The organism is Serratia sp. HNCC26DJ244, from assembly GCF_057180565.1.
This window is the reverse complement of record NZ_JBXUGO010000001.1, coordinates 221,904-247,819: the sequence shown is the minus strand read 5'-3', so window position 1 is coordinate 247,819 and position 25,916 is coordinate 221,904. Positions and strand designations below refer to the sequence as shown.

Annotated in this window: 26 protein-coding genes, 1 tRNA gene and 2 pseudogenes; 18 read left to right on the top strand and 11 right to left on the bottom strand. The window is 47.4% G+C overall.

Going from position 1 to position 25,916, the window contains the following annotated elements; all coding sequences use genetic code 11:
* The first annotated feature begins 37 nt into the window (after positions 1-37).
* Positions 38-601, top strand: coding sequence for a hypothetical protein (locus AC2A06_RS01055; protein WP_484379072.1), 564 nt, complete (start codon positions 38-40; stop codon positions 599-601).
* 285 nt (positions 602-886) lie between these two features.
* Positions 887-1,507: an inovirus Gp2 family protein gene (locus AC2A06_RS01050; protein WP_368436817.1), complete on the top strand. Its 621-nt coding sequence runs from the start codon at positions 887-889 to the stop codon at positions 1,505-1,507.
* Between the two features lie 45 nt (positions 1,508-1,552).
* Here the strand turns inward: AC2A06_RS01050 and AC2A06_RS01045 are convergent, their stop codons facing one another.
* The 7 genes from AC2A06_RS01045 to AC2A06_RS01015 form a co-directional block, all read right to left on the bottom strand.
* Positions 1,553-2,467 carry a hypothetical protein gene (locus AC2A06_RS01045; RefSeq protein WP_368436819.1) on the bottom strand — a complete coding sequence of 305 codons (915 nt, stop codon included), beginning with the start codon at positions 2,465-2,467 and terminating at the stop codon, positions 1,553-1,555.
* Between the two features lie 247 nt (positions 2,468-2,714).
* Complete coding sequence (qatD, locus tag AC2A06_RS01040; RefSeq protein WP_484379071.1) at positions 2,715-3,473, bottom strand: Qat anti-phage system TatD family nuclease QatD; 759 nt, start codon at positions 3,471-3,473, stop codon at positions 2,715-2,717.
* Entirely contained in the window at positions 3,470-4,735 is a 1,266-nt protein-coding gene (qatC, locus tag AC2A06_RS01035; protein WP_484379070.1) for a Qat anti-phage system QueC-like protein QatC, read from the bottom strand. Before qatC ends, qatD begins: the two co-directional genes overlap by 4 nt.
* Positions 4,732-5,541, bottom strand: coding sequence for a hypothetical protein (locus AC2A06_RS01030; protein WP_484379069.1), 810 nt, complete (start codon positions 5,539-5,541; stop codon positions 4,732-4,734). The genes qatC and AC2A06_RS01030 overlap by 4 nt, the downstream gene beginning before the upstream one ends.
* Entirely contained in the window at positions 5,541-7,418 is a 1,878-nt protein-coding gene (locus AC2A06_RS01025; protein WP_368436825.1) for a KAP family P-loop NTPase fold protein, read from the bottom strand. The genes AC2A06_RS01030 and AC2A06_RS01025 overlap by 1 nt, the downstream gene beginning before the upstream one ends.
* Before the next feature lie 61 nt (positions 7,419-7,479).
* Positions 7,480-9,255 (bottom strand): UvrD-helicase domain-containing protein, encoded by a 1,776-nt coding sequence (locus AC2A06_RS01020; RefSeq protein ID WP_368436827.1) that lies wholly within the window; start codon positions 9,253-9,255, stop codon positions 7,480-7,482.
* Positions 9,252-11,003 (bottom strand): ATP-dependent nuclease, encoded by a 1,752-nt coding sequence (locus AC2A06_RS01015; RefSeq protein ID WP_368436829.1) that lies wholly within the window; start codon positions 11,001-11,003, stop codon positions 9,252-9,254. The genes AC2A06_RS01020 and AC2A06_RS01015 overlap by 4 nt, the downstream gene beginning before the upstream one ends.
* Positions 11,004-11,468: 465 nt before the next feature.
* Between AC2A06_RS01015 and AC2A06_RS01010 the strand changes: the two genes are divergently transcribed.
* The 12 genes and pseudogenes from AC2A06_RS01010 to AC2A06_RS00955 all read left to right on the top strand — a co-directional run bounded on the left by AC2A06_RS01010 (position 11,469) and on the right by AC2A06_RS00955 (position 18,330).
* Entirely contained in the window at positions 11,469-12,344 is an 876-nt protein-coding gene (locus AC2A06_RS01010; RefSeq protein ID WP_368436831.1) for a GTPase family protein, read from the top strand.
* A 212-nt stretch (positions 12,345-12,556) separates the two neighbouring features.
* Entirely contained in the window at positions 12,557-13,258 is a 702-nt protein-coding gene (locus tag AC2A06_RS01005) for a WYL domain-containing protein (protein ID WP_484379068.1), read from the top strand.
* Between the two features lie 5 nt (positions 13,259-13,263).
* On the top strand, positions 13,264-13,911 hold the full coding sequence (locus AC2A06_RS01000; RefSeq protein WP_223536251.1) for a hypothetical protein: 648 nt from the start codon (positions 13,264-13,266) through the stop codon (positions 13,909-13,911).
* A gap of 123 nt (positions 13,912-14,034) precedes the next feature.
* Positions 14,035-14,181 (top strand): annotated as a pseudogene (locus tag AC2A06_RS00995) (DUF4339 domain-containing protein); the annotation flags it as partial.
* A gap of 101 nt (positions 14,182-14,282) precedes the next feature.
* Positions 14,283-14,750, top strand: a complete 468-nt coding sequence (locus AC2A06_RS00990; protein WP_227736115.1) for a hypothetical protein — start codon at positions 14,283-14,285, stop codon at positions 14,748-14,750.
* A gap of 234 nt (positions 14,751-14,984) precedes the next feature.
* Entirely contained in the window at positions 14,985-15,431 is a 447-nt protein-coding gene (locus tag AC2A06_RS00985; protein ID WP_368436836.1) for an antirestriction protein, read from the top strand.
* Between the two features lie 19 nt (positions 15,432-15,450).
* Positions 15,451-15,930, top strand: a complete 480-nt coding sequence (gene radC, locus AC2A06_RS00980) for a RadC family protein (protein ID WP_115115199.1) — start codon at positions 15,451-15,453, stop codon at positions 15,928-15,930.
* Between the two features lie 10 nt (positions 15,931-15,940).
* On the top strand, positions 15,941-16,261 hold the full coding sequence (locus AC2A06_RS00975; protein WP_484379067.1) for a DUF5983 family protein: 321 nt from the start codon (positions 15,941-15,943) through the stop codon (positions 16,259-16,261).
* Positions 16,262-16,353: 92 nt separating this feature from the next.
* Entirely contained in the window at positions 16,354-16,722 is a 369-nt protein-coding gene (locus AC2A06_RS00970) for a type IV toxin-antitoxin system YeeU family antitoxin (protein ID WP_223665189.1), read from the top strand.
* A gap of 60 nt (positions 16,723-16,782) precedes the next feature.
* Positions 16,783-17,166, top strand: a complete 384-nt coding sequence (locus AC2A06_RS00965) for a TA system toxin CbtA family protein (protein ID WP_223665188.1) — start codon at positions 16,783-16,785, stop codon at positions 17,164-17,166.
* On the top strand, positions 17,163-17,384 hold the full coding sequence (locus tag AC2A06_RS00960; RefSeq protein ID WP_484379066.1) for a DUF5983 family protein: 222 nt from the start codon (positions 17,163-17,165) through the stop codon (positions 17,382-17,384). Before AC2A06_RS00965 ends, AC2A06_RS00960 begins: the two co-directional genes overlap by 4 nt.
* A gap of 94 nt (positions 17,385-17,478) precedes the next feature.
* Entirely contained in the window at positions 17,479-18,330 is an 852-nt protein-coding gene (locus AC2A06_RS00955) for a DUF4942 domain-containing protein (RefSeq protein ID WP_484379065.1), read from the top strand.
* 100 nt (positions 18,331-18,430) lie between these two features.
* Here the strand turns inward: AC2A06_RS00955 and AC2A06_RS00950 are convergent.
* Positions 18,431-18,507, bottom strand: a tRNA-Arg gene (locus tag AC2A06_RS00950).
* A gap of 310 nt (positions 18,508-18,817) precedes the next feature.
* Between AC2A06_RS00950 and folD the strand changes: the two genes are divergently transcribed.
* Both folD and ybcJ read left to right on the top strand, forming a co-directional pair.
* Positions 18,818-19,684 carry a bifunctional methylenetetrahydrofolate dehydrogenase/methenyltetrahydrofolate cyclohydrolase FolD gene (gene folD, locus AC2A06_RS00945; protein ID WP_023489232.1) on the top strand — a complete coding sequence of 289 codons (867 nt, stop codon included), beginning with the start codon at positions 18,818-18,820 and terminating at the stop codon, positions 19,682-19,684.
* Positions 19,685-19,695: 11 nt separating this feature from the next.
* A complete protein-coding gene (gene ybcJ / locus AC2A06_RS00940; protein WP_023489231.1) occupies positions 19,696-19,908 on the top strand; it encodes a ribosome-associated protein YbcJ in 213 nt (70 codons plus the stop codon).
* Between the two features lie 63 nt (positions 19,909-19,971).
* On the opposite strand, the gene AC2A06_RS00935 is transcribed toward ybcJ, so the two are convergent.
* Genes AC2A06_RS00935 through AC2A06_RS00925 form a run of 3 tightly spaced genes read right to left on the bottom strand, consistent with a single transcriptional unit; the run spans position 19,972 to position 22,789 of the window.
* Positions 19,972-20,685 carry an MgtC/SapB family protein gene (locus tag AC2A06_RS00935; RefSeq protein WP_473195830.1) on the bottom strand — a complete coding sequence of 238 codons (714 nt, stop codon included), beginning with the start codon at positions 20,683-20,685 and terminating at the stop codon, positions 19,972-19,974.
* A gap of 34 nt (positions 20,686-20,719) precedes the next feature.
* A complete protein-coding gene (locus AC2A06_RS00930) occupies positions 20,720-21,955 on the bottom strand; it encodes an MFS transporter (RefSeq protein WP_484379064.1) in 1,236 nt (411 codons plus the stop codon).
* Between the two features lie 12 nt (positions 21,956-21,967).
* Positions 21,968-22,789, bottom strand: coding sequence for an MBL fold metallo-hydrolase (locus AC2A06_RS00925; RefSeq protein ID WP_473195832.1), 822 nt, complete (start codon positions 22,787-22,789; stop codon positions 21,968-21,970).
* 417 nt (positions 22,790-23,206) lie between these two features.
* Here AC2A06_RS00925 and AC2A06_RS00920 point away from each other — a divergent pair, with 417 nt between their 5' ends.
* The gene (locus AC2A06_RS00920; protein ID WP_484379063.1) at positions 23,207-25,384 is read left to right on the top strand and encodes an extracellular solute-binding protein; all 2,178 of its coding nucleotides are present in this window, start codon (positions 23,207-23,209) and stop codon (positions 25,382-25,384) included.
* 124 nt (positions 25,385-25,508) lie between these two features.
* Positions 25,509-25,670, top strand: a pseudogene (locus tag AC2A06_RS00915) (L-fucose operon activator); the annotation flags it as partial.
* Between the last annotated feature and the right edge of the window lie 246 nt (positions 25,671-25,916).

The window sequence follows — 25,916 nt, the reverse complement described above, 5'->3', positions numbered from 1 at the left end:
TAGCTTTAATTAATAACTGATACCGGAGTTAAGCAGAATGTCTAGATTTTTTTACCATTTATACCGGAATGTGGGTGAGGTTGAGGATCAGAATCTTAAGTCGGAGATTGAAGACGTTCGCAAAGCTTTATCGATAAGTTCGGAACGGACACTGATTGACAGTCAGCCGACACCCAACAAATTGAATTCTTTGGAAATCCTTATCAACCGAGGGATGGGCAGAGGCGACGATCTGGTTGTGTTAGAACTCAATAGTTTGGGGATCAACGCAGAGGAGATCCAGGAGAACATAATACGATGCGCTAAAAAGGCTATACGCATTCATTGTTACTTCCCTCAAAGGAAGCTAACCCCGACTGCTGATGGGTATGTTTTTACTTTATTACTTCCGCAGATACAAAATGAATGCAGGAAGGTAAGTTTATCGGCGTTGAAGACCAGGAATGTTACTAAACCATTAGGGAGGAAAGAAGGAAGTGAATACTACAATGATATTCGGACATGTAAGACCATGGGACTGACACAATCACAAACAGCTGAAAAATTGAGGATCAGTATATCGACTGTTAAGCGTAATTGGAATAAAGAAATTATCGGTTAATTCAGCAAGCTAATTGCAGAGTGACTTTTAAACAGTCATCACAGGCTGGGGCTGGCTTCATCTCAAATTTAGGTGTAGGAAAAGGTATTATAATAGCTATATCCTCTTACTACCTGTTAATAGTTAGCTAAGAGATATGTTAACAGTCAGATCATAATAGTATTCCAGTACTAAGATCTGATACCAGTATATACCCCTAACTCTGAGCAAGTATAGCCCTGTCTGTGCGGCAATAACTAATACGGTCCCTGACAGACCGTAGGGCCAACCACATAGGTATATATTATGAAAACATATATTGGATCGCATGGATTACACAATGCAGACAATCTGGATACCATACTTGAGGTACTCAGCTATGCCACCGAGCAATATACCAGCGTTATGGCTGTGCGTGTTGATTTCCATTATCCTCCGATACTTGATAACGGAGATACAGTCGGCTGCTTCATTAACCGTGAACCTGGAGCAATATCTCGCTCCATCAACTCACTAAAAGAGATACTTAAAAATAGTGAGCTTCGTAGGAGACGTAACGGTGTCAGAGTTCATCCCAATACTCTGCGTGACGTATGGGCGAAAGAATTCAGCCAGTCAGGGAAATGTCACTTCCACGTTTGCTTTATATTCAACGAACAGGCTTACAACAAGCTGGGAGATTATAATATCGACAACAGCTTACGAATGATGATCACCAGAGCCTGGTACAGTGCATTAGGACTGGAACTGGAAGACTACCTAGGACTGGTTCACTTCCCTGATAACTGCCGGTATATCTTGGACCGAAACTCAGCAGATTATATCTATGAGTACGGGGATCTGATCCATCGTCTGGACTATCTGACCAAACTTGACAGCAAAATTTACGAAGAAGGTGAACGCAATTTCGGCGGTAGTCACAAATAATAATCATGTGAACAGGCCTTTCCAATCGGGAAGGCCTTTTTCACGTCAGGGATAAGTGATATGTCCTACAATCGCGCAGATGAGCCGATAGTCGCTAACGTAGAAGATCTCCGGATTTTCAGTATCTTGCTCGCCGATAAAGAATACCCAAGCTTTATCTTTCAGCCCCTTGCCTTTGGCTTCTATTGCCTCTGTACGGGCAGCCTCCAGCTCTTTACGAACCACGGTACGCTTGGCTTTTGACCAGCTAGCCCAATCGATGTGGATCTGGTAGCTTCGGGTAGGTTTAGGTTTACCTGACTCATCTTCCCCCCATTCACCAGACAGTGGAATAATAAGTTTTTCTTCATTTTCTGAAAATTTATTCCAGAGTAGGGGGGCATAAAAGATCTTCGGCTCCGGGTAGGGTTGAACTTCTTTTCTGAGCCTTTTAAACGCCGTCATGTAGATTTGACCACTGATACCGGGAACGTTAAGCGACATTTCTCGATCATATGGGAAGCGGATGAAGGCACGACAAATATTGCGGATAGCATTCACTTGACGGCGGGATTGTCGTTCGGGTGAACTGCCTTCGCCAGATGATGAAGATACTGAACGCGTTGAACTGGAGTTGTTTTCACCACCCGCGATACTTGACTCAACCACTGGACGTTGTTCAATCAATTTTAATCCCGAGGGCATTAAACCAGGGGCACTGTCAAGTATGTTGCGAACACTCTGCTTCTGGCCCTGCCGAATGACAGTGGTTTCAGCATCAGCATCACAATCATGATGATGTTGAATATGGCGTTTCTTTTTAAAATAGGCTCTGACTTTTTTATCTTTTTCCCATGCAGCAGGATGCATGGTTATACCACACCCCCAGCACACATAGCCTTCAGTATCAACGCTATCAAGCAACCATAGATCCTCTGCTTCTACAATCTCACGGGTATGTTTATCACGTGCAGACTCCATCACACTTTCCTTTTGTAGAATAAAAATCCAGCATACCTAGTTTTGACAGTCAAATGCGCACAAAGATGATTCTCAATAAACCTCGTCGGTGATATCTCTCGCTGCCAGTTCCCCCTAAAAGTTATGAGGTTCCTTTGCTTATGTACGTTGCGGTTACTCACTATGTCAACAAACGGCATGCGTATTGAGACTTACACCATCCGACTGAAATATCTGTTAAACCTGTGGCAATTGAATACCATTTCGTTTAAAAGTTGAGAGCAATTCGATCGTTCCCCATCTGCCCAAGCAACGTTTTCGTATTGTTTAACAATTGTAGCTTTACATCATTTTCAGGCATTGACCACGCCTCGCCCAGCAATCGAACTGTAATATTGAAATCCCATGGCATCACAGTTCGATTGTTAAATTGAGCAAATGGCCCGTCGCTCTCTGGCACAACCCTGTCTTTAGGAAGCTTAGTAGCAAGAGCTTTCCCTGCGGCAGAGTTGAAAGCTGCCGGACCAATACTGAACCAGCATCCTTGTGCTGAAGCATTCCTCAATTCCGTAATAGTTCCAGTGAACCAATGTAAAATAGGAACTCCGTGAGAAGGGAACGCTTTTAGCGTAGCTAGTACATCCGGAACGGCCTGTCTTGAGTGGATGCTCAGTGCTCGTCCCCCAACATCGTGGCACTTCCTAACCACCTCGGAAAACACTCGAAGCTGCATCGCGTAACTGGTGGAGTATCGTTTTGAACCATCCAACCCAACCTCACCTACAGCAGCTACGTTTTGAATCAACTCGAGAAGCATTTCCAATTCCTGGAAACGATCAACGACAATTTCAGGATGAAGTCCAGGACTGATCATTACAGATTCATGCTTTTCTAAAACATGACTTGTAGCCTGAAAAGCCTTTGGGCTCGTAGTAACTAACCAAGTGAAAACATTACGCTTAATCGCACCGGCATAAACATTTCTAGCCTCGGGATACAAATCAACGTGACAGTGAAAATCAATCAAAGCAATTTATCCTGAATGAGTACAGTTTCTAGCTCTTTTATACCTTGTTGCAAAACTCTACGATACATTGGTCGCTCTTTAATCGGTGAAAAAACCAACGAACCACCAAGAAATCTGTCAAGCCCTCTCTTCCTTACATCAAGGATGGCAAGTGCTACAGCCATAGGATCATCTGGCGCACTAGACTTGTCACTGCCAACAACAGATTCAAAGCGGTAAGACGTAGTATCCCCCTCAGGTTTCCATGCAAGGAATGCAGCCCGACGGATCAAGCAAGGAACACAACGTCCACAGTGCTGACGATTATAGGTTCGAAAACGGCCACAACTCGTAGAATCAGCAGCCCATTTTTGCAAAAGGTCTTGGTCAAGGCATTCCCGCATCATTTCGCCCTTAGTTTTGAAACGGTACGGCAACTCAAGCTGCACATGAATGCCCAAATTATCCAGAACTCTTTGCAACATATCGATAAACATAGGATGAGTTGTACGAGTACTCAAACTGGATACGCGCCCCGGAACCAAAGGAGGATTTATGGAGATCACCCCATTTTCGGGAATAAATATTGTTGGTTTTGGTAAGTTTATTTTCGTTGAGGCAAGTAATGCAAATGCATAAAAAGCTAATGAGCGACCACGTGTCGAAGGCTCACGCGCTCCTTTGAAACTGATGCCATGACTCCATTGATAATGTGAACCATTTCCCATCAGCATGGATGCATATGCCCTCTGTCGCTCAGAATCTTTATGTGCGAGCTGCGAAACAAATAGTGGTTTTCGCCCCTTAGCCACCAAATCAATTCCACCTATTAGACTATCCAGCCCTCCGGATAATAAAGATACGCAATCATTAGTGAGAAAAGCGCCATCTCCTTGAGGAGGTTCCATGCCTGCATTATTGAAATTTAATAACCAATAATCACCAGTTAGAACTTTTAGCATACCTTCAAGATCGGATTTTAGCGGTAGCCACTTATCTGGGTTGCACAATCCAACCGTAAGCTGAATATTCCGGGTCCAGCCATCTGCACTCGTTCTTCTAGGGCTTGATAGATCCGCGCTACATACCGCGAGGCAAAACTGTACAAAATCCCAAATCTCTGTTGAAGGTCGAAACCCACCCCGTTTTAATGCACCATGCCATCGATTCGCAATTGTACCAACACCTGCACGCTTAGCGCCTTTAAAATAGGAGAATACTCGCTCATCAGAAGGAACCTGCGCTGGAATAAGTTCTGCTTTAGCACACATAACTTTAATCATTCTGAAAATACCTCTAAGGCAGACAAGAGAATAGACTGAGCCAAGCTTTTCGGTTCTGTATTTTTTGTAGTTTGTTTTTCCAATACCACTCTAACCTCAGCACCGACCCACTCGCGAATATCAGAACGCCGTTCCTGAATTAATAAAGGATCATATTTTAATTTTTCGTAAGTCTGTCCAAGCTGGAGGTCTATTCGATTACAAATCTCATTCGCAATGGTCAACCCCATGACTTCAGCTATTTGCGCATCCGTGAGATTAAATATGTCCACGTCCGGATAAAGTTCATAGAGTTGCGCCATAGCCTCCGCGCCAGCATTACGGAGCGATTCGTCATCAACGCTTCCTGTCCCAGGAATAACCTCTTTCAAAATTTCAAGAGTAAGATCTGTTGCCGAAAGATTCTCTTGACGAACGTGAGTAAGCCAATCAATCACTCGCTGGTCGTTTCCATCCCTAGCAGACGTCAGGAACTCACCAAGACTACCGACACCACTAGCAACACCTCGCATAGTAGCAGCAGCTCGTCGCGCCCCCCCCATTCCTTTGGAGACCATGCTTTTTGTCGCACCACGTAAATTATCGTGGCTGCCATTTTGCAGATATCCCCCAAGTAGCGAACGAGCAGGTCCAAACCGTCGTTCTGGTGCTATTGCACCATCAGGAATTACATTTCCACCGTTCTCCTCCGATGGTGAATCAGGCGTATCTCCTCCACCTGTTGTAGAGTCACTTTCAGGTTTTAACCATTCAGGATCAAACGGTGAACCTGCGCGGCCTCCCCCACTAGAAGTTGATGTTCCCATTAGCGCCTCCTCCCAAGGTTCACAATTGCATTCCTAGTCGTTTTTGGTAATTCGTTAAGATCTTTCCATCGTTCTAAAAGTTGCTGTGCCCATGGCTGAGCACCCAGAGTTGGGATTAAACCCGGGCCAATAAGTTTCAGAGGGGCCTGATCCAACAAGCTGACTGCTTTATTTCCAATTTCCGTGTAAACCTTGCAGCACTCAATCAGCATTACAATTTCTTTGCTACTCTTCCAGGTACGTGAGGCACTATTACTCTGCCAGGCCTTAGTCATCGCCAACTCTGTCTGTGAAGGTCCTATTTTCCTCATAAGTTCAACTAGGGATTCATGACCATTAGTTGCAACTTTCAGTGCGTCTCTCAATTTTCTAGAATCAGGAGTCATATTGTCATCACCGAAGTCACGAGTTCCAGAGTCACGACTGAGGTGGAGAAGCGGGCGTAGATCCTCGGTTCCCAAAGCTGGCAGGAGTTGGAGCCATTGCTGAGTAAATGGCGTATTCTTGAAAGGCTCAGGTAAACTACTCTGACCCGCTGCAGCAGCTTCAGCATCCGCCAAAACTTGTACCCTACCGTCATTATCCGAATGAACACGACTAGCAAGTTCCTCAGCAAGGCTTTCGTCGCACCTTTCAAGGAGATGCCATTTTGCCAGTGCGGCTATATCTAACGTTATTCCCTGAGGCGCAGAAAGAGCATCACGTAAATAAACAGTATTTAAAAATCTTTTCATTAGCCGGGGATTGGCGTTTACTGCTAAAGAACTATGAAGAAGAGCCGCAAGACCCTGGGCTAAATCCATTAAACTTTTGAGTGCATCAACATGCTCTACCAGTTCATATAAAAACTCTTGATTGATCGTTTCACCTTTCCAACTATTACGCAGTTTCTCAGGGATAACGCTAAGAGCATGATTGAACCTTTCCTTGCTGAAATGACCTGCGTTGGTCTCTCGTTCAAGCAGCAAAAGCACCAGATACGCTTTCGCCTCATTCAAACCAAGGCGAGGAACATGGAGTGGAACCTGTATTAATTTATCGAAATAGTTTGTTGCAACATCGCCCGTAATTCCCGCGCCATCAAAGTGAACCTTCACCGCAGCTTTTATGAAATCATTATCTGCGGCAATAACGAAAGCGCTACGACGAATAAATAGCAACAAACGAATTGATTCAAGTGTTGAAATTGCTGTTTGTGGCAAACATCTGTCTAAATCATCCACAAATATTACTAACGTAATTTTCAGCTCTTCGAGAATACTCTCTAAAGTATCCCTGAATGCCTGAATATGGGATGGCATCGAGAATGGCTCACTCGGTTTTAGAAGGCCGCTGGTACTTAGCTCGAGACTATCTGTATCTGATGATTCATTGCTCGATTTGTCATCCGACGTAAACCAACCAGCCAATTTACAGACCGTTTTTCCAAGAGAACCGATAGGAATGCCAGTAGTTAAAGTCAATGCTGCTTCGCCACTTAATTGAGCGACTCGGAGAAGATTTATCCTTCGCCACAGTTCAGATACTTTGTCTGTGATAGTTTTATTTTCATCTGTAAGCCGAACAATCTCGTCCCCCACTATTTGTAACAACGCACTCCTGGCCGACTCAAAATCTTGGTATAGCCATGGATTAAAAGTAAGTACGACAAAGGAATGCTTTTCTTGATTGTTTTCTTCCCCCCGCAACTCTTCTGATGAAGGGCTCTCCAAGCGTGATGCAATCATTTTCACCAGAGAAGATTTACCTGCTCCCCAGCCACCTGACACCCCTATAGAAATAGGTTCCCCATTAGCCTGCTTCAGCAAGCTTGCACATGCATCAGCAACAACACCAAAATTCAAATAATCGACAGTTGTCTCGTTATCATGCCACATAGTAAAAATCCATTTAAAATTAATTTATATCAATAGGATATGAAAACTGTTGGTTTCTGGTTCACAAATCCACTCTTGTGTAGGTCACTTGGCCTGTGGCCAGCAGATCAACGCAGCGCCCTGCAAAGGCGTTTGGTATCGCAAGAGCAACAAAAGTACGAGCACGGGTGAGGCCAACGTAGAGTACGCGCTTTGCCTCAGCATCCACTCGCGCTTCCCATGACTCGAAGAGTGCTTCAATTCTGTTTTCAGGGGCTCGATTCGGCGGGACTACCACGCATACTGCATCATACTCACGACCTTTCACTTCATGTATGTTGCCACATGCGAAACCGAGAGCAGCGGGCACTTGAAGATGCTTTGACCATTGCGCATTCGTAGGCTGTCGGAAGAAACGACGTACGCTTACGCCAGCAGGGAGTGGCAGATGCAGCTTCTCCATTTCCGCATGAACACAGGCTATCCAGGCAAGCCGCTCTTCATCGGAATCTCTGCACGTTTTTGGAAGGTTAATGAGAAAACTTAGGGCGCATCTCCGATGGGCACGCCGGTCCATTCCAAGACGTTCGATGGCTTTAATCAGATGCTCATTTGGTTGACGCCCCCCCATTAAATCCAGCAACAATATTTCGACTGACTGGACTACATTCTCCTTCGTTCTTGGGGTTGCGGCAGGTGACCAGAACTCTGACACTTTACGAGCCAGCGACTCAATTCGCGAGTTTCCGGTTGAATTGCTGGAAGTGACGCCAGATGCCCGCAACGCAACTTTGCTTGAATGAGCCAAAATAATCGCATTGGTTGACTCCAGCCCCAGTTCCGTAATCCGTTCAAGGAATGCCTGACCAATAATTTCCGTTGGGCCCCGGCCACCGTAGGTTAGAAGTAAAATTGGATAGTCAACATTCGCACTTTCACCAAGCGACCGATCAACCTGACCATCTCGCCTTAGAGTGGCTGCTAACTGGCAAATTGCGGGACTACTACGAAAATTCCCCGTCAACCCCTTATGCGATGCAATAGGGTATGTATCCTTAAATATCTGTATCCCTTGAGGATTGCCATTACGAAATTCGTAGATTGCTTGGTCAGGATCACAAACGAACGTAATATTTACCCCATGTGCTCTGAGCCATGTCAGTATTTGCAGATCGAGTGGATTGCAATCTTGCCCTTCATCAACCATAACTTCTTGAAAACGTGCCGCCAATGCGCGAGCAAGTGACTCACCAATTACATTATCTCTAATCAACCGCAATGTTTGAGCACGTGCGTCCCCTGCACTCATATAGCCAGCTTGTAACAAAGATCGTCGCCGATTTGCTGCAGCTTGTTGATATCGAATCTGATGTTGACGTACATGATTTTGCAAACCCGCATGTCCGATCCTATCAGGATCAATAATATTGGTTTCTGGATCAAACAAATCCAGGCTTACCGGTTCACCTCGAAAGGCAAATTGACCTGATAAACGAATTTCTACACCAAGCGTATCCCAACTATCTAGAATAATTGGCCGAGTTTGGCTCGATACCGCGCAACTTGGCAGTACAACGAAATGCCTGACGAAAGCATCAAGTGTTCCCATGAAACTAGGATACTTCAAAAGCGTATCGAGCCCAGCAGCCAGGCATCGTTCGCGGAACTCGTCTACTGCGGAGTTTGTGAATGAAAGTATCGCTATGCCCTGACGAGAAGGCAACTTAGCGGCGATCCTCGCTAGCCGAGCAATGATAGTGCGCGTTTTTCCGGCTCCAGGACAAGCATTAACGAAGGCTCCGCCAATGTGAGAAGCAAATGTCTCTTGCTCTGGGGTTAGATTGTGGATGCCAGTCATATACGTGAAGCTCCACGAATTGCATCAATGAGATAAGGCGGAACAATAAATGGTTCACCCGCCTCAATGCGCGAAGCCATCGCTTGTGCCAAATCGCCTTTACGAGTTTTTTTCGCCCCAATTAATTTAAGAAATGCATTGGGACGATCTTGTTCTGGAATGCCCTCTATCTGAGTTTCCCAGTCTCTACGTGAATTACGATGCAAACGAAGAAACACGCTTTTCAGGAAACTTTCATTTCCAGCGCCAAAAATTTCGTGCTCCAATGTGTGCTGATTGGTCAGCACGATCAGAGCATCTGGAGCTCCATGCGTTGCAGCCAGATTTTCCAGATCAACTTTCCTATTTCCCAACACGGTTGGGTCCGCATCAGTGATCACTATCAGCCTATCAGCAATGCGTGCATCACCATATGGCCGTAGCAGCACCTCTACATATGGACGGAAGTCCACACCTTCAATAGGCACAATTACAGCCCCCTTGAACCTAAGCCACCCATCTAAATCATCGGCTAGCACAAGCTTTTGTGCTAGCACGGGCAACAATAGTGCTTCCGCGATTCCTTCCACCAATATAGCTCTGTTACCAAACAGCAAAGCGGAACGAGTCACGTCAAGATATCGGCTAATTTTATCTAATGTCTTTGGCTTTAGCCCTATTTCGGCAATGGGCACACTCACTGATTCTGAGATGGCTATTCCATCTTGTTCACGATGCCGCGAACGCATGACCACTAGGTGACGTGGAGAAACCCATGCGGTCAGGTTGGGGGAATGGGTTGTCACAACAATTTGGATGCGGCCTTCAGGCTTTCCTGGCTCTACGATACGTGATGCTGATTGGCGCGCTTGATCCAAGAGGAACTCAAGCACAAGTACCTGTAATTGCGGATGCAAATGCGCTTCAGGTTCTTCAACAAGGAAAATCGTGAGGTCAGCCTCTTTAGCCTTAGTCAGCTCTACAACAACAGTGGCCATGTAGAGTAGATTTGAGTACCCCAGACCAGAAGACCGAATATCTTCGGGTATCAAACCTGTATCGGCCATACGAAATCTCAAATCACGAGCTACATCGAGTAAGGTTTCGCTACCAAAATCCAATGCCGCTATCTGCGGACGTACTCCATTAGTGAGTAGTCCGAGAGCAGTACTGATATCCGTATTGATTGTAGTTAAGATCTCAGGCCGATTATCCGCACGCCTGACACCAGCGAGGAAATCCTGTTCCCGCTCTTTTGGCAAGAAATTACGCAGCAATGCCATCACTCGAGCGCCACTGCTAGTACCAAGCACCTGATGTGCGTCCCTCAAAGGAGGGAGATAAACGTGTCGAATCAACTCAGAAGAACCAAGCTCTGGTCCATTAGTGTCGAAACGTCCAGCCCACACGGTAGTCTTACCACGGGGAGCATGTTCAGAACGCGATTCATATCGATAGCCGAAGGTAGCCTCGCTCTTGGTAGGATCGGGAACTGCAGATATCAATAGACCTTTGAGGGTATCGCTTAGACCTTGGAAAGCCCCTTCGATTTGAAAACTTGGGACGGTCGAATAGCGTCGTACATCCTCATCCTCTGGATATCGTTCGCGGCGTCCACTCAACGGCAAAGTAAGCAATCTGATTGCGTCTACGACATTGGATTTTCCACCATTATTTTCACCAACCAATACAGTTAAATCTGGGCGGAGACTAACGGTCACATCATCACAAGACCGAAACCGCGAAACTTTCAGCTTACCTAAATACATAAATATCCTTATATTACAAAATCATATAAGTCACTCTGAGAAGACCACGTGGAGGGCTTCATCCAAAATACTTTAATGTCCCGGTAATCCTTCTCGACTCACTGTTAACGGGCATTAACTGTTTGCTTTGTTACGGACACGCAGAAATCTACGAATTTGTTAGAATGAAGCGAAGCGATAATTACTGATTCAGTACTCCACAATTACAATAATATCAACACCTTTCTTATGACAATGTGCCAGAGGCATCATTTTTCACTTTTGCCAAAAAAATGATTTAGATCCAATCAAATAGCTATTTCTAGCTCAAAACGTGATTCTGTATTAATTCTATTGGAAGTACATTTTGTAAATCGAACTACCTGCTTTGAATCCAAATAATTTCAGAAAGATATTATCTCCGTGAATCCACCCGCATCCAGCACTGGATCGCGGGGCTTTTATTTTTCACGCTGAGATCTCCGAATGAATAAACATGACGGCCTCCAGGCCTTTGAACAACCGCTGGCGTCACTACCTTATAGCCTCCGCAACCACATCCTCGAACGCCTTCGCAACCTCACGCAGTACGAACCAGTAATTGGCATTATGGGTAAAACCGGAGCGGGCAAGAGCAGCCTGTGCAATGCTCTTTTCCAGGGCGAGGTCACGCCCGTCAGTGATGTCAACGCCTGTACCCGTGACACGCTGCGATTCCAACTGAGCAGCGGTGACCATAGCCTGATACTGGTGGATCTGCCCGGCGTGGGTGAGAGCGAGCAACGGGACAGCGAATATGAATCTCTGTATCGCCGTATCCTCCCTGAGCTGGATTTAATCCTGTGGGTCATCAAAGCCGACGATCGCGCCTTCTCTGTAGATGAGCGTTTCTACCGGCGAGTGATGACGGGTTACCAGCAGCGGGTAATGTTTGTTGTTAACCAAGCCGACAAAATCGAACCATGTCATGAATGGCATGTCAGCGGCAATGCGCCATCCCCGCACCAGTTAGTGAATATTGAGGCCAAGCTGGACTCCATTCGCCAGCTGTTTTCACCGCATCATCCGGTATCTGTCGTCTCAGCTAGGACAGAATGGAATCTACCGTCAATGGTCGAAACCATGATGCGTTGCCTGCCTGACCGTGCCACCAGCCCTCTGGCGACGCAACTGCACGGGAGGTTATGCAGTGAACCGGTAAAAAAGCAGGCGCGTGAGGGTTTTGGTCATGCGGTTGGAGAAGTGTTTGATTCTGCGGAAGTGGCATCATTTATTCCCGCATCACTAAAAGCGGTCATTCGTACCGTCCGCGAGGTCGTGGTATCCGTTGCCCGTGCCGTTTGGGACTGGATTTTCTTCTGAGTTGGCGCACCTGCCGTTATCTTCGGGACATACCCTGTCCGTTATGACGTTTTATAAGCTATCGAATTTGGTATGTTTTCTCTCTAAGCCCCGTCACAGTTGATTTCGGCAACAGTAAAAAATACGTCTTCTTGTGTCCATTCCCTGTCCCTGCCCCTCGTTAAAATAACTGTTTTATTTTCAGCTAATTATCTCACTGGAGAACCTGTATCATGACTCAGGCTGAACGCCGTCATGACCGGCTTGCCGTCAGGCTGTCGTTAATTATCAGCCGTCTGGTGGCGGGCGAAACGCTAGATTTGCGAACGTTGGCAACTGAATTTGGCGTGTCGGTTCGTACCCTGCGCCGGGACTTTCGGGAACGGCTGATGTATCTGGATCTAGAGTATCGCAAGGGTCAGTGTCGCTTGCTGTCCGGCGGCCGCCAGAGAGAGCTGGCTGTGATGACATTTGTCCGCCAGTCGGGCGTTGAAGCACTGTTTCCTGGTATGGATAACCATCTGGTCGCTTCACTGTTGAGCGGTCCTGGTGAGTCTCCCTGCCTTATCTGGCAGGGAGTGGCCCAAGCGTCATCCCCAGACTTGGGCGTGTTCACACGACTGGTGAGCGCAGTATCGGAACACCGGAAGGTGACGCTACTGGGAAGCGGTTGTCGCTGCACAGACCTTGCTCCCTATCGCTTGGTTCTGCGTGAGAGAGAATGGTATCTGACGGGTGAGCATCAGGCCCGGATTGCCGTTTTTCCCCTGACCGATATTCGGGCGGTCACGCTCCACAACGGCAGCTTCGCTCCAGATATAGCGATGCGCGATATCCTATCTCACCCGGATTTTCTTCAGGCTTTACCCCACTTTCGCTTTTTCCATTCATTGCTTGTCGCAACTGACGGCGGGCTTATACCTCAGAAGGAATAATCACGATGAAATTGCTTACCACTACAGTGCTGGCCGCCAGTTTTTGCCTTGGTGCTGTTTTTCCGGCTGACGCTGGAAACACTGTCGGCACAGTCAAAGCCTGGCAATACATGCAGGCTGACGGTTGGAAATCCGCCGATGGCATGGACGACAATAAGCTGCACAACATGCTCTATCAAGCCAGCGTGATTGATAACTACCCGTGGACGAGACAGTTTCTGCTACGTGTCCGTGGCGGCGGTGCCATTTTCCTGGCTGACAAGAAAACCCACACCATTCGCCAACTAAAACTGAATCCTGTCGGTGAAACCTACAACGATATTGAAACGGTTTATCAGGGAGAAGATAAAGGTGAAGGGTGCTATTTTGCCATTATTGATAGCCAGTCCTCTGTTCGGGATAAGGCTATTGATGACCTTATTTACCCCACATGGCCAGCAGTTCACGATACTGATGATGTTCTTAAGGCTAAAATTGCCAACGTCAGGCAGCAAATAGCCGCGAAAGTCGTCATGGTCATGCCGGATAACTGTGTGAATAAACAGCAACAAGCGGCGCTGGCGGCTAAACGCTCAGAAGAGGATCGGAAACTGCAGCAATGGGTAGCGCAACAAAGCCTGGCGGAATTGTGTCGTCGGACGGGCAACTGCTGAGACAGTACCCGAAAGAAGAGTAAATAGACCAGTAACGTCTTCGGACCGGGCTTCAGATAGCTATCCCACTGAGTAATTTCTCCGGGCGACACCGGGGTTTCACAGATAAGGAAATCATGTTTTCGCAAAGTCGGGGTGGATACTGCGGCTTTTGGCAAGCTGGCCTGGCTGGTTCCATTTTATCTGTGGCGGCGGGCTAAAACGCTTGGGCAGAAACCCACGTATTTCTGGGCCTGGTTGGTGATGTTGGTACTGATCATTCTGACCTGATGTTGATTAACGTCTGACAAGAATATATCAGAGGATACATGGGCTTATTACAAATAATGCAGATTGCAAAAAATTCAATTTACTGATTTAAGGACAGAATTATGCGTCTACCTCACGCAGTGCTGATGGTGTCAACTCTGGTGTCAGCAACAACCGCTCAGGCCATACCGAATATGTGGACCAGTGGTTTTGGTCAGGGTGTAACAGAATACCTGATCACCAATTCGGAAAATGTCGTTTTTAACCTTAACTGCACTATGAACCCAGATGAGCAAAATATCTTGCAACATCACGTGCTCATTGAGCTGCCTGACGGTACTGGTGCAGATTCACGCGATGATAAAACTGCAATAACGGTTGTGACCGATGACCAACAGTTTCCGTTACCCTCTTCGCTGGGGTGGCGAAATGGGGACAACGCCTGGATCCAGTTTATTGATGCCCTTGGTCACGCCGCAACGTTCGATGTTTATGTTAATGATAAAAAAGTAGGGAGCTTTACTCCCGGTATTAAGAATACGAAAAAAGAGCTGGATGACCTTAGCGGGTGCAGGAATACCGCTGGTTAACTTTCTTTATCAGCAACCAATCGATCATCTTACGGGCCATGCCTCCTTCGGGAAGCATGGCCTTTCGTTTTTAATCTCCGAATAAGGACTTTGTAGTGTTACGCCAGCCAGACCTCGCGTGAACCGTCACCATAAGCACTCACTGACTTTTATTACCTCCCTCGAACGTACAGGCCCTCGGTTTTTCCGGTGGGGCCTGTTTTGTTATTTATTTCATTTATAAGGATATTTTTCATGAACACACATTCTACCCCGCCTACAGCCTCCTCTCAGACAAACACACTGACCGCCACTGCTGTGCCAAACCGCCAGCGCCTCCGTTTCTGGCCACAGCACTTTGGAAACGTACCGCAATGGCTCATTCTGGAGCCTCATGTCTTTGGCTGGCTGGATCGCCTGTGTGCCGACTATCACGGGGGTTCCTGGGATTTTTACACGCTCAGTAACGGCGGGGCCTTTATGGCTCCAGAAGGCGATGAGCGGTGGTCACTGTTTAACGGTATGAATGGTAACGGTGCCGAGATGAGTGCTGAGGCTGCAGGGATCACCACCTGCCTGATGGCCTTCAGCCACCACGCTTGCCGCACTGAGAGCGAAGCAATGACCGAACATTTCTACCGCCTGCGGGAATACGCACTGCATCACCCCGACAGCCGCGCCATTTTCTCCCTGATTGACTGAGCAACAAGGTACTCTCACCATGAAGATAACGTTATCCCCAACTGCGGCTGAAATGTCACCTGGCGAACAACGTACCATCCGACGCGCCCTGAACCTGCTGGCAAAACAGTTGCGGGAGCCCGGAGTGGCGTTCACCTCCACCAGCGTGACCCGCGACTGGTTGCGCCTGCATCTGACCGGGCTGGAGCGTGAAATATTCGTCGTGCTGTGGCTCGACAATCAAAACCGTCTGCTAGCTCAGGAGACGTTGTTTACCGGCACCATCAACAGTACCACCGTTCACCCCCGTGAGTTGGTGAAGTCTGCCATGAAGCACAATGCGGCGAGTGCCGTACTGGCGCACAATCATCCGTCCCAGTTGGCCGAGCCCAGTCAGGCTGATCGACAAATCACCGACAGGATAAAGACGGCCCTTGAATTGGTTGATGTGAGAGTGGTGGATCACCTGGTTGTGGGTGGGCTCGATATCGTGTCATTTGCCGAACGTGGCTGGCTGTGAGGAGGACAAAATGATCACCACTACACCGCTTTTGCGTTTTGGTCTGCAATGCAGTTCGGCCCATATCACCGAAGACGACAACGTAGTGCTGTACCGGATTTCTCATTGTCACGAAGAGTTTAGTGACGGTGAGTGGATCTCGTTCTCGGGCACTGGCTATCTGCTGAGGTTGGATGCGTGGACCCACCCGATATTGCAACTCAAACGGTTGGGACTCCCCAAAACCTGCCGCCGTCTGGTCACCACTCTGATGAAACGCTATCAACTGACCTACCTACATATTGATGCGCTGAGTGAGGTCTTGCCCGGTTTTACCACCTTCAGTTGGTAATGACTCGCCACACCAAAGCCTGTCTCATTCTCTCATCCACGACACACACCAGCCTTATTGCGGGACAGTGCCTATTTCAAGGAAACTTAACGATGACCGATAGTAAACCTGATACCCCCTCCCAGGGTGCTGATATCACCCCACCAGCCTGGGGACTAAAACGTATCATCACACCTCAGTTTGGTGCTCGCCTGGTACAGCAAGGCCACCAACTGCATTACCTGGCAGACCGTGCCGATATCGTGGGGAAGTTCAGTGATGCCGAGTTGCGTCATCTCGACCAGGTATTCCCGCTATGGCTTCAGCAGTTGGAGTCGATGCTGATGTCTGCTGAACTCAATCCCCGACAACAACACTGCGTCACACTCCATGCGAGCGGACTGACACTCGAAGCCGATACGTTGGGCTCCTGCGGGTACGTGTATATATCTATCTATCCAACATCAGCTACAACTGCATAAAACGGCTTTCCCTCACCCAAGTATTCACGCTTTTTCCAACCTTCTATCAGGATAACAATCATGCAAACTGTATCGGTTACCCCGAAACGGGCAGCACCGTCTTGCCCATCACCCATCGCGATCTGGCAGGTATTGCTGACCCATCTATTGCAACAACACTATGGTCTGGCACTGGAAGATACCGCCTTTAGTCACGAGGGTGTGATCCAAGAGCATCTTAATGCAGGGATTTCCCTGGCGGATGCGCTGAATTTTATCGTGGAAAAATATGAACTGGTCCGTATTGATCGCACCGGTTTTAGTATCCGTGAACAATCACCGTTTATTACGCCTATCGATCTTCTCCGGGCCCGACAGGCTACGGGTCTGATGAAACGCCGAGGTTACAAGGCCATCACTCATATCACCAACGGTAAAAACCAACGACAGGGGGCACATCCGTGAAGATCGACCTGAATGTTGAAGTCGACAGTATCCAGGTACTGGGGCTGAACATGGGGAAGATAGCCGTTGCTGTTGATGGTATCGAGCTGGAAGCGTTGATCAAGGCAGTCAATAACCACGGTTATTCCCTGCAAAAAGCCAGTGAACCTGAATACGATAATGTTGTATCGCCTTGCTCATTAACCCTTCAAACCATGAAAAATCAGCCAACGCAATAACTCCCGTAACGCACGATCCCTTCACAAGCATCAACGCTACCCACTGGGTGGCGTCTTGTTTTTATCCCTATCTTAAATAAAAGAAAACAAAATTATGTCGACACTTATTCATGCTGAACCCGAAGTTTTAACCGGCCATACCGAAGTGATTTGTTCAACCAATATTGAACGTATAGTTGTTGGGCGTAATGCCGCTCTGGCGCAAATTGAGTCTATTATCCACCAACTTGAAGATATCTCGACCATGACCAGCAGTATTGGCGGTGGAGTAGCAAGAGACTGGGCTATGCGTCAAGACTTCCGCTGCGGCTGCTGGCTGATGGAAAAAGTAGAAACCGCCATGCCAGTGATCACCCGCAATTTTGATCGCTACCTATGGCGAGACCTGATGAAAAAATCAGGAATGCTATCGATCATGGACGCTCAAGCCCGTGACCAGTGGTATAGAAACCTGGAAGGGGATACTATCCCTACCATTAGCGAAGCCAACATACTCAGTACCTTTGAGCAACTGCATCAGAGCAAAGATGAGGTCTTTGAGCGTGGGGTGATCAACGTATTCAAGTCGCTTTCATGGGATTACAAGTCGAATCACCCTTGTCGGTTTGGCAAAAAAATTATTGTGTCCAATCTGGTGAGTTACAACCAATGGGGATTTACGCTAAATCACAGTTACAGGCGGGATCAACTGGCAGATCTTGAACGGATGTTGTTCCTGCTGGAGGGCAAGGCGATCCCGGACAACCGGAGGGATGTCACCGCTCGGCTATGTGAGCATATCAGCGCCCATCGGCAAAGGGCGGAAGTTTATGAAGATGAGTATTTTGAGATAAAATATTTTATGAAGGGTTCGGCGCACCTGACATTTAAGAAACCGACGTTGATTGATAAGATGAACGATATCATCGCAAAACACTATCCAGGGATGTTAGCTACTTCACGATAATGTTGATTTGCGTAGATAAAATTTACTTACACCAGCCGTTACATAAATTTTATTGCTTGTAACTACCGTTGATAAACTTATCGTAAGCTATTGATTTTTATGGTACGCCCTACAGGGCTCGAACCTGTGACCTACGGCTTAGAAGGCCGTTGCTCTATCCAACTGAGCTAAGGGCGCATTGAGAAATGGATGCGGCAACCGAGGTTGCGGGTTGGGATTATACGGTCAGTGGTTATTGAGTCAATGCCTTTTCATAACCTGACGGCAATAGGCGTGTTTTATGGTGATTTTTCGTGCATAACATTCTGATATAACCGATGTTCACTCAAGTTGCCGCCCTCCATCTTTGATTGTATAGAAAGGAAAATACCAGGGTTCTCTGGTTGGTTTTCGCACTAACGCCGATTCAAAGCCTGACAGCGCGCCTCTCTTCTGACAAAATAGGCCTATTCCCCCCGCTTTTGTTAAATGATGGATTTCCTCACTGATGTCAGCAAAGATTATTGATGGTAAAACGATTGCGCAGCAGGTTAGAAATGAAGTGGCTGCACAAGTTAAACAGCGCCTTGCCGCAGGCAAACGGGCTCCAGGCCTGGCGGTGGTGTTGGTGGGCGAGAACCCGGCTTCACAGATTTATGTCGCCAGCAAACGCAAAGCCTGTGAGGAAGTGGGCTTTATCTCGCGCTCATACGATCTCCCCGCGTCTACTACCGAGCCAGAGCTGTTGGCGCTGATCGATAAATTGAATGCTGATACTGAGATCGATGGCATTCTGGTGCAACTGCCTTTACCGGCAGGGATTGATAATGTAAAGGTGTTGGAGCGCATCCTACCGGATAAAGATGTTGACGGTTTCCACCCTTACAATGTTGGCCGGTTGTGTCAACGCGCCCCCAAACTGCGCCCTTGTACCCCACGGGGGATCGTCACCTTGCTGGAACGCTACAATATCGATACCTATGGCCTGAATGCCGTAGTGGTAGGCGCGTCCAACATTGTCGGCCGCCCAATGAGTATGGAGCTGTTGCTGGCTGCCTGTACCACCACCGTGACCCATCGTTTCACCAAGAATCTGCGCCACCATGTGGAACATGCGGATCTGCTGATTGTCGCCGTCGGTAAACCCGGGTTTATTCCTGGTGAGTGGATCAAACCGGGTGCAATTGTGATCGATGTCGGTATCAACCGCCTGGAAAGTGGTAAAGTCGTCGGGGATGTAGATTATGAAGCCGCCAGCCAACGGGCAGCCTATATTACGCCGGTGCCGGGTGGTGTCGGCCCAATGACGGTAGCAACACTGATCCAAAATACCTTGCAAGCCTGCGAGGAATATCACGACATTCAACCTAACTAAGTTAAGGCAGTATGGACATTTTTAATCTGGAAAATCACCCTCACGTCGAACTGTGTGATCTATTGAAGTTACAGGGCTGGTGTGACAGCGGCGGTGGTGCTAAAGAAGTGATCGCTGAAGGGTTGGTAAAAGTTAACGACCAGGTGGAAACACGTAAACGCTGCAAAATCGTTGATGGCCAAAAGGTCAGCTACCGCGGCATGAACGTGATGGTTAAAGCCTGATATTACCTACCCGCTAAACCATGCCGAGCTAATCTGTAGCCCGGCATGGTTTTAATCAAAAACTCAATGTTCCAGCGCGACGAAACAGACATGGTCAATACTGCGCAGCATGCTATACAGATCATGCAGAGTCGTTGGTTTTCTTATCGTCAGTTTAAGGTTCACTTCGATCTTGTTTTTCTTCAGATCACGGATGGTCATCGCATCAATCAAGTTTCTCTGCTGGTTAAGCCTGCTCATCAACAAAGGTAACCCCTCCGTCTCATCCAGAATCAGACGCGCTGTAACCTTGCCCAGATACTGGTATCTGGATTGCAGCAAAACAACGTATGGGCTGAGCTTGATCGCCAATAAAAACAGCGCCGTCGCCAATAATGCGTGCAGATAGAAACTGGCTCCACAGGCAATACCCACCCCAGCCGATGCCCAAATTATTGCCGCAGTCGTCAGGCCTGAAATGGCATCGTCACGGCGGTGTAAAATGACCCCTGCGCCTAAAAAACCGACTCCACTGATAATCTGTGCAGCCAGTCGCATCGGATCGCTGCGAATATTGGCCGAAATTTCAGCGTAATACTCAGCAGACTGAATAGACACTATCGTCAGCACACAACTGGCAATGGCGATGATGACACAGGTTTTAAACCCAACCGGCTTACCTTTAAACTCACGTTCCAAGCCAATCACGCCGCCGAGAACGAATGCCATAACGATTTTGGTGACCGTTGCCAGATGGAGTGGTGCAAACTCGCCAATCAGTGATAACAAGCTCCCCATGTTGTTTCCTTTTTCTGCAACCCGACATGCACGGCTATGATCTGGCTGTTGCCATTTCTGTCGATGTTTTCTTTTTAGAAAGGTCGTCTTTAAAGAAAACAAGGAAGAACAGTGAAACAACAGCAGCAATAATCGCCGAGAATAACCAGAAGTTTTCCCACTGTGGTAATGCCTGCGGCCCTTTTTCAGTTACGGTATGGTTGAAAATTTGCCCACAAATGGTTGAGGCAAACAAGAGCCCAAAACCATTGGAAACCATAAAACGCAGGCTCTGTGCCTGAGCTCTGATCTCTGGACGTGCTTTACGGTCCACATAGATATCCCCCACCGTAAAGAAGAAATCCCAGCAGAACCCCTGTAACATCAGGCCAATCAACACAAACATGACATTGCTATCCACCGCCGCATGGGAAAACAGCATCGAACGAATAATCCAACTCACTACCCCTATCATCAAGGTGACTTTGAAACCCACTTTCAGTAAAAAGAATGACAACAGGAACATAAAGAGCACTTCAAAAGCGGTTCCTACCTGCATCATTGTCGCTGCATTATCAAAACTCAGCGCCTTAAGGAACACGGGAATATAGGCGGAATAGGCTGTTTTGGGGATCATCAGCACAAAGATGCTCAGCATCAAAATAGTGAAATTGCGATCCTTAAATAGCGCCAAGGCATCCAGGCACAACAAATCACGCCAGGTAAATGCACTGCCTTTGGCCTTCGGCGGGGTATTAGGCAGAGTAAAGCAATATAAACCTAATGCCACGCCAGCTGCCGAAGCGATATACCAGGTCATCGTGTTACCCGAGTAGCCCATCTGCCCAATAATGAAACCAATGGCCATAAAACCAAAGGTGCCAAATACACGGATCACAGGGAAAGATTTTACGCCATTGATATGACTGAAGCTGATACTGTTTGCCAGCGCAGTCGTCGGGTAAAACAACAACCCGACCAGAAAAATCATCACCAGCGTCATAGTCGAGTTATGGGCTTCGATAAACTGCGGTACACAAAGCAGTACCCCGGCATTAATCAGATGCAGGACACCCATCACTTTCTGCGAAGCAAAAAAACGATCAGCCACCATCCCGATAAACAGTGGCGAAAGAATGGTCGCTAGCCCCAGTAGCGCATAAGAAGTACCGATGATGGTCGCCATGCCGTAAGTACTCAGCACCAGCCCCAACGTCATATTCCAAGCTCCCTGCATGAAATACTGCACAAACATCATAATCAACAGGCGAGGCGTTTTATTTAATTCCATGGGACACCTCCCCTATTTAAGGTTAATGGTCAAACCGTCATAAGCAACGGTGATATTTTTAGCAGCACAGGCGGCTACCAGCTCATCGTGCAGTAACTTGCCACTGTGGGAAATATGGGACACCACAATCTGGCTTTCAGCATGCAGGCACGCCATAGTTCGTAACTTTTCTTGTGCAGCAAAAACCGTCTCCAGGCTCATATGATTATCGGTACGGTCATCGCCATTAAAACCATAAGTACATTCCAGCACCGCCAGATCCAACACTTTCCCCTGCAGCCACTGCCAGGTCAGTTCTGGGAACCAGCCAGAATCATGACCATAGAAAATCGTTTTCCCGCCCTTTTCGATCACATACACATAGCAAAACTCCCACTTGGCGTGGTTCGCCAACAGCGGTGTGATCCGATAGCCATGACTTTCCACAGTGACAAACGGTACCAGGCAATGAAAACCAAAACGTTGTTTGCTATAACCGGGCAGCACTGAGGCACAACCATTGATGGCCCGATCATTACCAAAAATCTCCAGCGGATGGTCAATATTAAAGCCGTACCCTTCCATACGGCTAAACAACTCACCGACATTGAAATGGTCTGGATGAGTATGGGTAAACAACAGATCGGTTAGCCCGTTGGCATCCAGCCCATCACGCAGCAATTGCTGACTAAACTCTGGCGCCATATCAATCAACATCCCCTCATCAATCATCACCGAAGAGTGGGTACGTATATCTTTCCCTTTTAGAATACGAGCTTGCTGGCAATGCTCGCAGCGGCAAAATGGATTAGGGATACCTTCAGATGCTGCCGAACCCAAAAAGTGTATTTTCATTTTTTATCCTTTTATTCAGTGAGTTAATTACTCTCATTCCCATTATTTCAAGATGCAGCCAGACAGTGGCTTGCTACATCCCAGGCCAACACACAAAGCATTTTGGAACGTGTCAATAATAAACATCAGGGTAAAAATTAAACAATAGCGTTGACACATTTTGGTGACAGCACTCAAAATATTTAAATAAATAGCTTAATATCATATTGTTAAATAAATATTACAAATTATGGAGATTGTAGTGACAGCCCATGTACCGCCGGTAAAAAGAACAAGTAGTGACCGTATTTTTATGGAACGATCCAAAATCAGGCATTCGATTTGAAGAACTTACGTGGTGGGGATAAAAAAATCGCGATAGCCCTGTGACCTTGCTAGTATTAGCATCAACACAGATTGGTAGGCGTGATAATAAAAATGGCGACAATCAAGGACATAGCAAAGCTGGCAGGGGTTTCCCACGGCACAGCCTCCAACGTCTTGAACAACCGTGGCAACGTGAGTGTTGAAAAAATTGAAGCCGTGAAGCAAGCCGCCCAACAGATGGGTTATCAGATCAATGCTCAGGCGCAATCACTACGCACCAGTAAAAACAGCGGTATTGCCTTGATCTTGCCTAACATCAACAGCGAACAATATCACCAGCTGTTTCGCGGTCTTCAACAATCGTTAACTTTGTCCGTTGTTGGTACGCTTGACTTGTATATCAGCAACGACCTGCCGACTAAAGAAATTGAGATCCTGCAAACACTGGCGGCCAAATCCTACCAAAGCATCGTCACTGTTTCTTGCCTTAACGACAGTGAAATCTATTATCAGACGCTGCGTTTACCCGCCGAGCAGATCCTGTTTGTTTATCGACATCCCCAGCAAGCCAAGACCCGATTCAGCCTCGATTTTTGCCAAGCAGCAACAGCCATTGCCACCGCCATTGCCCAGCAACATCCTCAACAAGTCGGTATATTTTGCGAGCCTCTTACTTATACCCATAGCCACCAGTTTGTCGATTCACTGAAAATCACACTGGCGCGGTTAAGTCCTTCGACCGAATTGCTCACCATCCCGTCACCAGCCAGTGAATGCCACACCGCTGCATTTGCCTTTTTTAATGGTCAACCACCGTCAATACTGGTGGCACAAGACAGCGAAAAAAGCCGTTGTCTGACTCAAGCTGCCTACTTGGGTAGTACGGGCCCCTGCCCTCCCATCTGGCAATTGAGCGACTGTGAACCGGCAGTGATAGTAAATCAATATAACTATCAGATGGATTACGCGCGCTTGGGGCAAGAAATCGCGCGCTATCTTGAAAATTCGGCCCCGCATTCAACTGAACAAGTACTGACCAACCGCGGATTCGCCCTTGATGTTCAGCCAAAACCACGGACGACGGCTGCAGGGGAAACGCTGAATATGCTCATTCTGCCAAGTCCCTCAACTGATGCGTTAAAAAAGCTACTGCCACACTTCTATCGCCAAAGTGGTATCAAGGTAAACCTGGCTATTTATCCCTATGACGAAGTGTTTACTATTCTTTCTAATCTGCATCTGCACCCCTATTACGATCTGCTGCGTATCGACATGGCCTGCTTCCCCTGGTTTGCTCAACAAGCACTCACACCGCTGGCAGACATTTCGCCTGAGTTGCCTAGCTTACTGGAAAGCTTTCCAGCGGAGGTTAACCACCACTTCAGCCTAATCGGCGAAGGGGCCTACGCGTTACCCTTTGATGCCAGCACACAACTGTTGTTCTACCGCCGTGACCTGTTTGAAGACGCCACCATCAAACGCATGTTCTATGAGAAAACCGGTAAGGAACTGAAAGTTCCCACCACCTTTGCAGAATTTGATGCTATTGCTGCCTTTTTCAGCGCCATTCATCAACCGGGGGATCCACAACGACCGATGGGGTCATCAACCACATTAGGGAGTTCAGGCTTGATCGCCACCGAATACCTGTTGCGTTATTACGCGCTGGGTGGGCGGTTAGTACAGCAAAACAGTCCGATTCAACTCGAACCCAAGCTCGCCATTAGCGCTTTGCAGCAATATCTGCAACAGCTTGCCGTTACTTGCAATCTGCACAGTGAATGGTGGAATAGCTCAGTGGCGCAATTTGAGCAAGGGCAACTGGCGATGCTGATCATGTATATGAATTTGTTTAATGACGTGGCACATAGCCCACTATCTCCAGCCATTGGCTATGCGCCAGTACCCGGTGATAAACCACAGATGGGGGGCGGAACCTTAGGGATGTCGCGTTTTAGCAAAAAGAAGGAACCAGCAGCGCAATTTTTTCACTGGTTATATTCAGCGGAAATCACCGAACATCTGGTACTGCTTGGTGGTAATAGCGCCCACCGCTGTATCTATCAGAACCAGCGCATTTTGCATCACTACCCATGGTTTAACTTATTACGTGATAGCTCAGGTACTGGCATCCGTGAATCTCGCGGATTGCAGGGGCAACGGTTCAATCTACGCCATGCGGAGATCATTATCGGGCAAGGGATCACTAACGTACTGAACCAAATGATGAGCCCAGAACAGGCCATTGATTATATCAATCAGCGTCTGCATAACGAGGCGCATGTCTGAGCATTGCACGGCAAGCTGTAGGGCAATACCCAACCGATAAAGAAGTCAGGTACTGAACATAGCCCGCCTACAGCTTGAATAGTAACAGGTATATATCGGCACCTGATAAAAGCCACTAACGGGATATCATGCCGAATTCAAATCTCTACTGCTTAAACGCGCCCTGCAATCCTTGCTGCTGCTAGACAAAAGTAAAATCAACCGCACCAGCGAGGTAAAAATTGGCAACCTGGCAGAAGTAGTGGCGGTGATTTCCAACCCAGACAATATCACTGCCAGCAACTAAAAAACGGCGGCACTCGTCGTGCTGACTTCTTTGTTCCTGCCCCGTCTTACCCTACTCGTCGCTGGTAACAGCTACAGAAGAAATCACTAAACAACATCATATTAGTCAATTGTATTGGGATAATGAAAAAACCCCGGGTGAACTACGCATAAAACAGACCTGTATAGCAAAAGAGCTTTTTTATTAACCCGTTCATTTACTTTTCTATACCTTGTCTTACGCTTAATGATGCGCAATACATCAACT

What these genes read in the sequence shown, in the direction of transcription:
- AC2A06_RS00965 (WP_223665188.1), top strand. Translation starts at nt 16,783, where the DNA reads ATGCAAACTGTATCGGTTACCCCGAAACGGGCAGCACCGTCTTGCCCA.
- AC2A06_RS01045 (WP_368436819.1), bottom strand. Translation starts at nt 2,467, where the DNA reads ATGGAGTCTGCACGTGATAAACATACCCGTGAGATTGTAGAAGCAGAG.
- AC2A06_RS01010 (WP_368436831.1), top strand. Translation starts at nt 11,469, where the DNA reads ATGAATAAACATGACGGCCTCCAGGCCTTTGAACAACCGCTGGCGTCA.
- AC2A06_RS01055 (WP_484379072.1), top strand. Translation starts at nt 38, where the DNA reads ATGTCTAGATTTTTTTACCATTTATACCGGAATGTGGGTGAGGTTGAG.
- AC2A06_RS00990 (WP_227736115.1), top strand. Translation starts at nt 14,283, where the DNA reads ATGCGTCTACCTCACGCAGTGCTGATGGTGTCAACTCTGGTGTCAGCA.
- AC2A06_RS01015 (WP_368436829.1), bottom strand. Translation starts at nt 11,003, where the DNA reads ATGTATTTAGGTAAGCTGAAAGTTTCGCGGTTTCGGTCTTGTGATGAT.
- qatC (WP_484379070.1), bottom strand. Translation starts at nt 4,735, where the DNA reads ATGATTAAAGTTATGTGTGCTAAAGCAGAACTTATTCCAGCGCAGGTT.
- AC2A06_RS00925 (WP_473195832.1), bottom strand. Translation starts at nt 22,789, where the DNA reads ATGAAAATACACTTTTTGGGTTCGGCAGCATCTGAAGGTATCCCTAAT.
- AC2A06_RS01050 (WP_368436817.1), top strand. Translation starts at nt 887, where the DNA reads ATGAAAACATATATTGGATCGCATGGATTACACAATGCAGACAATCTG.
- ybcJ (WP_023489231.1), top strand. Translation starts at nt 19,696, where the DNA reads ATGGACATTTTTAATCTGGAAAATCACCCTCACGTCGAACTGTGTGAT.
- folD (WP_023489232.1), top strand. Translation starts at nt 18,818, where the DNA reads ATGTCAGCAAAGATTATTGATGGTAAAACGATTGCGCAGCAGGTTAGA.
- AC2A06_RS00970 (WP_223665189.1), top strand. Translation starts at nt 16,354, where the DNA reads ATGACCGATAGTAAACCTGATACCCCCTCCCAGGGTGCTGATATCACC.
- AC2A06_RS00975 (WP_484379067.1), top strand. Translation starts at nt 15,941, where the DNA reads ATGATCACCACTACACCGCTTTTGCGTTTTGGTCTGCAATGCAGTTCG.
- AC2A06_RS01025 (WP_368436825.1), bottom strand. Translation starts at nt 7,418, where the DNA reads ATGTGGCATGATAACGAGACAACTGTCGATTATTTGAATTTTGGTGTT.
- AC2A06_RS00985 (WP_368436836.1), top strand. Translation starts at nt 14,985, where the DNA reads ATGAACACACATTCTACCCCGCCTACAGCCTCCTCTCAGACAAACACA.
- AC2A06_RS01000 (WP_223536251.1), top strand. Translation starts at nt 13,264, where the DNA reads ATGAAATTGCTTACCACTACAGTGCTGGCCGCCAGTTTTTGCCTTGGT.
- AC2A06_RS01020 (WP_368436827.1), bottom strand. Translation starts at nt 9,255, where the DNA reads ATGACTGGCATCCACAATCTAACCCCAGAGCAAGAGACATTTGCTTCT.
- AC2A06_RS00930 (WP_484379064.1), bottom strand. Translation starts at nt 21,955, where the DNA reads ATGGAATTAAATAAAACGCCTCGCCTGTTGATTATGATGTTTGTGCAG.
- AC2A06_RS01005 (WP_484379068.1), top strand. Translation starts at nt 12,557, where the DNA reads ATGACTCAGGCTGAACGCCGTCATGACCGGCTTGCCGTCAGGCTGTCG.
- AC2A06_RS00955 (WP_484379065.1), top strand. Translation starts at nt 17,479, where the DNA reads ATGTCGACACTTATTCATGCTGAACCCGAAGTTTTAACCGGCCATACC.
- AC2A06_RS00920 (WP_484379063.1), top strand. Translation starts at nt 23,207, where the DNA reads ATGGCGACAATCAAGGACATAGCAAAGCTGGCAGGGGTTTCCCACGGC.
- radC (WP_115115199.1), top strand. Translation starts at nt 15,451, where the DNA reads ATGAAGATAACGTTATCCCCAACTGCGGCTGAAATGTCACCTGGCGAA.
- AC2A06_RS01030 (WP_484379069.1), bottom strand. Translation starts at nt 5,541, where the DNA reads ATGGGAACATCAACTTCTAGTGGGGGAGGCCGCGCAGGTTCACCGTTT.
- AC2A06_RS00935 (WP_473195830.1), bottom strand. Translation starts at nt 20,685, where the DNA reads ATGGGGAGCTTGTTATCACTGATTGGCGAGTTTGCACCACTCCATCTG.